Below are 7,831 nucleotides of genomic sequence, written 5' to 3'. Positions count from 1 at the left end.
ATCAGATTCAGGGCAAATTCAATTAAATAAAAAAATATTCTCCTTAAATGAATTGTTAGAAGAAGTTGTTTCACACTTCACTGAAATCATATCATTTCAAAGTAAAGAAATATTTTTGTCTATTAAAGATACGTATTTTTATTTTGGTGATCAAGAAAGAATTCACCAATTACTTGTGATTTTAATCGATAATGCAATGAAATTTACAAACGAAAATGATACGATTCAAATTAGCTGTAAACAAATGAAAAATAATTTTCTAATTAAGGTTATAGATAGTGGAGTGGGAATAAAAGAAGAACACCTTCCTCGAATATTTGACCGTTTCTTCCAAGAAGATGTCTCACGTACATCCAAAAATGGAATTGGACTTGGATTATCAATTGCAAAATGGATTGTTGAAGAACATGGTGGGAAAATCAAAGTTCAAAGTAAAAAAGGAGAAGGCACTAGTTTTGAAATATCTTTACCGATAATGTCTTCCACAAAAAACAGTTAAATGCCAAGCCATCGTAGCTACTTAAGAAAGTCATTTGGTGATTTCTCCAAGAAAATAAAGTATATTTCCGACATTATTTCCTAAGAAATAACGATAAATTACAATAAATTAATTAAAACAAAAGAATTTAAATAAGAATTTAATATATATGAGAAAATCTACTATAAAATTAGTGGGTTTTTTTATGTGAAGAAAAATAAGGTTTTCCAATTCATTACTACAGGAATGAAAGGAATCATTAATTATCGAATAGAATATGTATTTAAAAGATTAAATGTAATATTCTGGTGCATTTTTATATAATTAGTTGTGTCCTATTAGAGTAAAACATGATTTAATAAATGGTGTTTGCAATAAGCAACGTTCGAAATCAACCTTCCTCTTTAAATAGATACTAAGTCGCATTTTTAAATCACACCTACATAAAATAATAGTAAGGAGGTCATTTGAGATGGAAAAATATATTTTATCACTTGACCAAGGGACGACTAGCTCAAGAGCAATTTTGTTTGATAAAAAAGGTAAGATTGTACATACAGCTCAAAAAGAGTTTACACAATATTTTCCACATCCAGGTTGGGTAGAGCATAATGCAAATGAGATTTGGGGTTCAGTACTTGCGGTCATTGCAACTTGCCTTGTGGAATCAAATATTCGTCATGATCAAATTAGTGGCATTGGGATTACTAACCAACGTGAAACGACTGTAGTTTGGGATAAACATACAGGGGCTCCAATCTATAATGCCATCGTTTGGCAATCAAGACAAACAGCCGAAATTTGTGAGGAACTGAAAGCGAACGGTTATGATTCAATTGTTCGTGAAAAAACAGGCCTATTAATTGATGCTTACTTTTCTGGTACGAAAGTAAAATGGATTCTTGATCAGATTGATGGTGCTAGAGAAAAGGCTGAGGCAGGAGATTTATTATTTGGAACAATTGATACTTGGTTAGTGTGGAAGCTTTCTGGAGGCAGGGCACATGTTACAGACTATTCAAATGCTTCTAGAACGATGATGTATAATATTCATGAATTAAAATGGGATAAAGATTTATTGAAAATATTGGATGTTCCGGAGTGTATGCTTCCAAGTGTCCGCCCTTCTTCGGAAGTGTATGCTAATACTGTAAGTTATCATTTTTTTGGAAGTGAGATTCCAATTGCTGGTATAGCTGGTGATCAGCAAGCAGCATTATTTGGTCAGGCCTGTTTTGAAAAGGGAATGGCTAAAAACACATATGGAACCGGATGCTTCATGCTAATGAATACGGGAAATCATGCTGTGAAATCAAATCATGGATTATTAACTACAATTGCATGGGGAATAGACGGGAAAGTTGAATATGCACTTGAAGGAAGTATATTTGTTGCGGGTTCTGCTATTCAATGGTTACGTGATGGTTTAAGAATGATTAAAAATGCTGTAGATAGTGAGAAATATGCTACTAGAGTAACCTCATCTGATGGAGTTTATGTTGTACCTGCCTTTGTAGGACTTGGAACACCATATTGGGATAGTGATGTCCGTGGAGCAGTATTTGGGTTAACAAGAGGTACATCTAAAGAACATTTTATCCGTGCTACATTAGAAGCTCTTGCATACCAAACAAAAGATGTGCTTACAGCAATGGAGGCGGATTCAACTATTTCTTTAAAAACGTTACGAGTAGACGGGGGAGCTGTTAAGAATAATTTCTTGATGCAATTTCAAAGTGATATTTTGAATGTACCTGTCGAGCGGCCGTTAATAAATGAAACAACAGCCTTAGGTGCAGCATATTTAGCTGGTTTAGCAGTTGGATTTTGGAAAAACCGAGAAGAAATAGCCGGACAATGGCAAATGGATCGATGCTTTGAACAACAAATGAAAACTGAATTAAGTAATGAGCTATATTCAGGCTGGAAAAAAGCAGTTAATGCCACTTTAGCATTTAAATAAGTAACCCACTTACCTATTTTTAAATTCGAAACTCTAGGACCTTTCTACATGTAGATGTAATTGTAGCGGTCCTTTTTCATTTTAGATTGATCTCATTTTGTGTGCTTTTTTAAGACAACTAGAAAATTTGTTGAAGTGAGGTTTTACAATGGAAGAACAATTTTCAAGTTTAAATAGGAAAAGGATTAAGAAAACATTAGCTGAAAAAGAGTTCGATTTATTAGTAATTGGTGGAGGAATAACTGGTTGTGGTATTGCACTTGATGCAACTACTAGAGGGATGAGTACGGCCCTAGTTGAGATGCAGGATTTTGCATCGGGTACATCTAGTCGGTCTACTAAGCTAGTTCATGGTGGTTTACGATATTTAAAACAGTATGAATTTAAAATGGTAGCTGAAGTTGGTAAAGAACGTGCAATTGTTTACGAAAATGGTCCACATGTGACTACACCTGAAAGGATGTTACTTCCCATATATAAGGGTGGAACTTTTGGTAAGTTTACTACTTCTATTGGCCTTAGATTATATGACTACTTAGCTGGTGTAAAAAAAGATGAGCGGAGAAAAATGTTAAATCGAAAAGAAACGATCGAAAAGGAGCCATTAGTTAAAAGAGAGGGGCTTAAGGCTGGGGGATATTACGTTGAATATCGAACCGATGATGCTCGCCTTACAATTGAAGTTATAAAAAAAGCAGTTGAACACGGAACACAGGCAATCAATTATGTAGAAGTAACAGATTTCATCTATGAAAATAATAGATTAGTAGGAGCCAAAGCAATCGATTTAATAACGAAAGTACCTTTTACTATTCGGGCAAAGAGGATTGTTAACGCAACTGGACCATGGGTTGACCAGCTTAGAGAAATGGAACGATTAGAAAGTGATAAAAATCTTAGACTAACTAAAGGGGTTCATTTAGTAATTGATCATAAGAAGTTTCCTTTAAATCAGTCTGTCTATTTTGATACGGTGGACGGTCGGATGGTCTTTGCAATTCCAAGAGATGGAAAGACTTATGTTGGTACAACAGATACATTTTTTGATCGAGATACCGCTAACCCAAAAGTAAGTAATGAAGATCGGGAATATATATTAAATTGTGTACAGTATATGTTTCCAACAATAAAGCTGGAAGATACTGACGTTGAATCAAGTTGGGCTGGCATTCGTCCTTTAATTTTTGAAGAAGGTAAGGATCCCTCTGAAATCTCAAGAAAGGATGAGATTTGGGAATCATCTTCTGGTTTAATTTCCATAGCTGGGGGAAAGTTAACAGGCTATCGGAAAATGGCGGAGACAATTGTAGACCTTATTTCAAAAGATAATGAAAATAGATTTAAAGTATGTCAGACTAAAACTTTACCAATATCCGGTGGCGATGTTGGGGGCTCAAAAGGTTTTAATTATTTTAAAAAACGATTTTCATCTGCTGGTATTTCAATTGGATTAAGTGAATCGGAATATAAAAGATTAAGTAAAATATATGGATCGAATATAGAACATTTAATGAATATATCATTTAGTGAATTGAAAAATGATTCGAATCTACCACTATCATTATTTTTACAAATAGAATATGGAATTCAAAACGAAATGGTAGTAAAGCCAGTCGACTTTTTTATAAGGAGAACTGGATTTTTATATTTTCAAATTGATTTAGTTAATAAGTATAAAGACGAAGTAATTCGTTATATGGCGAATAGATTAAGTTGGAATAAGTACCAAGTTTTGGAGTATCGTTTGGAATTGGAAGAGCAAATAAAAAATGCAGTTTCTTCTTCTGATGAATGATGTTTAAAAATAGGTTCCTAAATTAAGAAGACCCAGACTGTTTGAAAGCGAGAGTTCATCAACAGCCTGGGTATTTTTATGATCTTGAAACAAATTTATTTTCCGTAATCCAAAATCTCCATGGATAGTCCCTCGCTTCACCGGTATTTTCAATACCGATTCTAGGTCCACTACTAATATGTTCTGGTTTAATTCCTTCTTTAATGTAAACGGGTGGTAGCCAAATCGGTTTTCCATAAGATTCCATCGTAATATTCAAAGCTTTTGTAAGCTTACCTGGTCCATTCGTTAAATTAGAAATGGGCTGATTTTTTCGAAATTCGATCATTTTTTCAATCCCGCCCACAGGTTCTAAGGCTCTAATTAATACTACTTGTGGTTTGCCGATCTCTTCACAGACTATATTAATTAAAGTATGAGTATGCATTTGATAAGTGTAAATGTAACCTGCCTCATGAAACATGATTTCCGTTCGTTTCGTACGTCGGTTTTGAAAACTATGTGCAGCGCGATCTTCTGGACCCATATATGCTTCGGTCTCTACTATTATTCCGGAAAGTTCCATTTCATCAGTATTATGAACTAGTATTTTGCCTAATAGCTCCTTTGCTACTTGTATAGATGGTTTTAAAAAGAAATCTTGTTTTATTGTCGAATTCATAAAAAACTCCTCGAAAATTGTTTGATAAAAAGAGAAAATGTATTTTCTTGTCACACTAATAGGGATATTCACCTATTCATATTATTAGAAATCCATTAAAATTAGATTAAATATATTAACTGAATTATTAGGAATTATTCATAATTGCTCATTGTACAATCCCCTTCAAGCTTGTACTATTTACTTGTTGTTAGAATATTCAAAAAAAGGGGTGTAGAATTATGGCAAGACCATCATACTGGAAGGTATTATCGAGTGTCTCACTTGCTACAGCATTAAGTATGTCCATTTTTTCAACGGGAGTTACTTCAAAAGCAGCAATTCCTACTGAAAGTGAAAGTAAACAAATAGTAGAAAGTCCTTATTTAGATTTAAACGTAGTGGACGAAGACAGATTAGAAAAAGCTTTAAGAGACAGAGGCGTGATCAAAGAATCAGATAGTGCTGAAGTAGCTAAAGAAAAAGTACAAGCATACATAAAAGAAAAACAAGGTGCATATAAAGAGAAAGTTAATGCACAATCTGATACAAAAATTGCTGATAAACAAAGAGCAACATTAGAAAAACGTAAAGCTCAACTTTTATCACAATTAAATAAAGGCCATGAAAACTATAAAAAAGGCAAACCAAATGGTGTAGTAAAAGTTGATTCTGCAAAACAAGCTGGCTATAACGGCGGAGTACGCGAAGATAAAGTTTTAGTCATTTTAACTGAATTTGCTGATTTCAAACATAACAATATTGATAAACAAGATGGGTACATATACACTGACGATTTCAGTAAAAAACATTACCAAGATATGCTTTTTGGAGATAAAGATTTTACTTTAAACGATGGTTCGAAAATTAAAACGTTTAAACAATTTTATGAAGAACAATCTGGTGGAAGTTACACTGTAAAAGGTACAGTAACAGACTGGTTAACAGTTTCTGGGAATGCAGCTGATTATGGTGATGATAGCCCAACTGGTGGACATGATAACTTAGCACCAAAAGGTCCACGTGATCTTGTTAAGGAATCACTACGAGCAGCAATCAATTCAGGTATTAATTTAGCTGATTTTGATGATTTAGATATTTATGACCTTGATGGTGATGGAAATATTAATGAGCCTGATGGATTAGTCGATCACTTAATGGTTCTTCATGCTGGAACTGGTCAAGAAGCTGGTGGCGGTAAATTAGGAGATAAAGCGATCTGGTCACATCGTTGGACTTTAAATGGAGTAACTACTTTCTCAGGAACTCAGTCAAAAGCTCCATATTGGGGCGGACTAATGGCTGCATATGATTACACAATTGAGCCAGAAGATGGGGCAGTAGGTGTATTCGCTCACGAATTTGGTCATGACTTAGGATTACCAGATGAGTACGATACTCAGTATTCAGGTAATGGTGAGCCGATTGCATCTTGGTCAGTTATGAGTGGTGGTAGTTGGAACGGCGCAATCGCTGGAACAACACCTACAAGTTTCTCACCACAAAACAAAGAGTATTTCCAAAAAACAATTGGTGGAAATTGGGCTAATATGACTGAAGTAGATTATAAAGATATTGATGAAAAAGGTATTGCTGCAATTATCGATCAAAGTGTTACGAAATCAAACAATCCAGCGATCGTAAAAGTTAACTTACCTAAAAAAGAAGTAAAAAGTAAAATCCAACCTCAATTTGGTGCAAAGTATTACTATAGTACAAAAGGCGATAATCTTCACACTACTATGACATCACCAGTATTTAATTTAACAGCAGCTACAAATGCAAGCTTCGCTGTAAAAGCAAACTATGAAGTTGAAACTGGTTATGATTATGTAGATGTAAATGTAGTAGATGCAGCAACAGGTACTAAACTTGCAACAATTGATACAATTGGTACTAAAAATATTGCAGGTGGACTTGATACAACTAAAGGACTTTGGGTAGATAAAGTTTATGACTTATCTACATTCAAAGGCAAAAATGTAAAAGTTCAATTTCAATATGTTACTGATGGTGGACTAGCTCCTGAAGGATTTGCTTTCGACGAAGCAAAATTAACTGTTGACGGTGCAGTTAAATTTACTGATGGCGCGGAAGAAACTCCAACATTTACATTAGACAAAGCAACTGTATCGAATGGTACTGATTTTAAAGATCACTTCTACTACTTAGAGTGGAGAAACTATGCTGGCTCTGATAAAGCATTAGAATATGCTCGTGGAGTTAAGTATAATACTGGTTTAGTAGTTTGGTATGGAGATGATAGCTACACAGATAACTGGACAGGTGTTCACCCTGGTGAAGGTTTCTTAGGTGTTGTAGATGCTCATCCAGAAGCTATGGTTGGTACATTAAATGGTAAACCATCTGTATCACAAAGTACTCGTTACCAAGTAGCTGACGCTGCTTTCAGTTACGACAAATCACCTGAATTCTACATTAATTCACCATCTCGTGGGATCTTTGACTATGATGGACTATCTGGTGTAACAGAATTCGACGATTCACGTAGTTACCAAAATACTTTAATTCCTGATGCAGGAAGAAAAGTACCTAACTACGGATTAAAATTCCAAGTAATTGGAGAAGCAAAAGATAATTCAGCTGGTGCTGTTTGGATTCATAAGTAAGATAAAAAATACGAGTCTGATATAATTTCAGACTCGTATTCTTTTTTTGTTTTTATAGACTGCTCGAGAAATGAGCTTTTCAATAAGGTTCTTGGTTAATTTCCATAATTGTTTGTTATGAGGAAGTAGTTTTCAAAAACCAGCGTATATAGTTCCTCATGAGCCTGTTATGAGGAAGTAATTTACAAAAACCAGCGTAGATAGTTCCTCATGAACCTGTTATGAGGAAGTAAATTTCAAAATCTAGCGTACATAGTACCTCATGAACCCGTTATGAGGAAGTAATTTACAAAAACCAGCGAATCAAGTACCTCATGAACCCGTT

General features: G+C 34.5%; 5 protein-coding genes. 4 read left to right on the top strand and 1 reads right to left on the bottom strand.

The features are described from left to right. From CN514_RS12810 to CN514_RS12800, 3 genes are all read left to right on the top strand, one after another. Nucleotides 1-499, top strand: a 499-nt coding sequence (locus CN514_RS12810) for a sensor histidine kinase (protein ID WP_141529369.1), incomplete at its 5' end; no start/stop codon positions are given. A 451-nt stretch (nt 500-950) separates the two neighbouring features. Beyond that, a complete protein-coding gene (gene glpK, locus CN514_RS12805) occupies nt 951-2,441 on the top strand; it encodes a glycerol kinase GlpK (RefSeq protein ID WP_098232927.1) in 1,491 nt (496 codons plus the stop codon). Between the two features lie 148 nt (nt 2,442-2,589). Continuing rightward, a complete protein-coding gene (locus CN514_RS12800) occupies nt 2,590-4,236 on the top strand; it encodes a glycerol-3-phosphate dehydrogenase/oxidase (RefSeq protein ID WP_098232926.1) in 1,647 nt (548 codons plus the stop codon). Nucleotides 4,237-4,312: 76 nt separating this feature from the next. Here CN514_RS12800 and CN514_RS12795 read toward each other — a convergent pair whose 3' ends face one another. Next, nucleotides 4,313-4,897, bottom strand: a complete 585-nt coding sequence (locus CN514_RS12795; protein WP_098232925.1) for a DNA-3-methyladenine glycosylase — start codon at nt 4,895-4,897, stop codon at nt 4,313-4,315. A gap of 221 nt (nt 4,898-5,118) precedes the next feature. On the opposite strand from CN514_RS12795, the gene CN514_RS12790 reads away from it, so the two are divergent. Next, nucleotides 5,119-7,506 carry an immune inhibitor A domain-containing protein gene (locus CN514_RS12790; RefSeq protein ID WP_098232924.1) on the top strand — a complete coding sequence of 796 codons (2,388 nt, stop codon included), beginning with the start codon at nt 5,119-5,121 and terminating at the stop codon, nt 7,504-7,506. Nucleotides 7,507-7,831 lie beyond the last annotated feature (325 nt).

Source organism: Bacillus sp. AFS001701, from assembly GCF_002559405.1.
Taxonomy (GTDB): Bacteria; Bacillota; Bacilli; order Bacillales; family Bacillaceae_G; genus Gottfriedia.
This window is presented reverse-complemented; position numbering and strand designations above follow the sequence as displayed.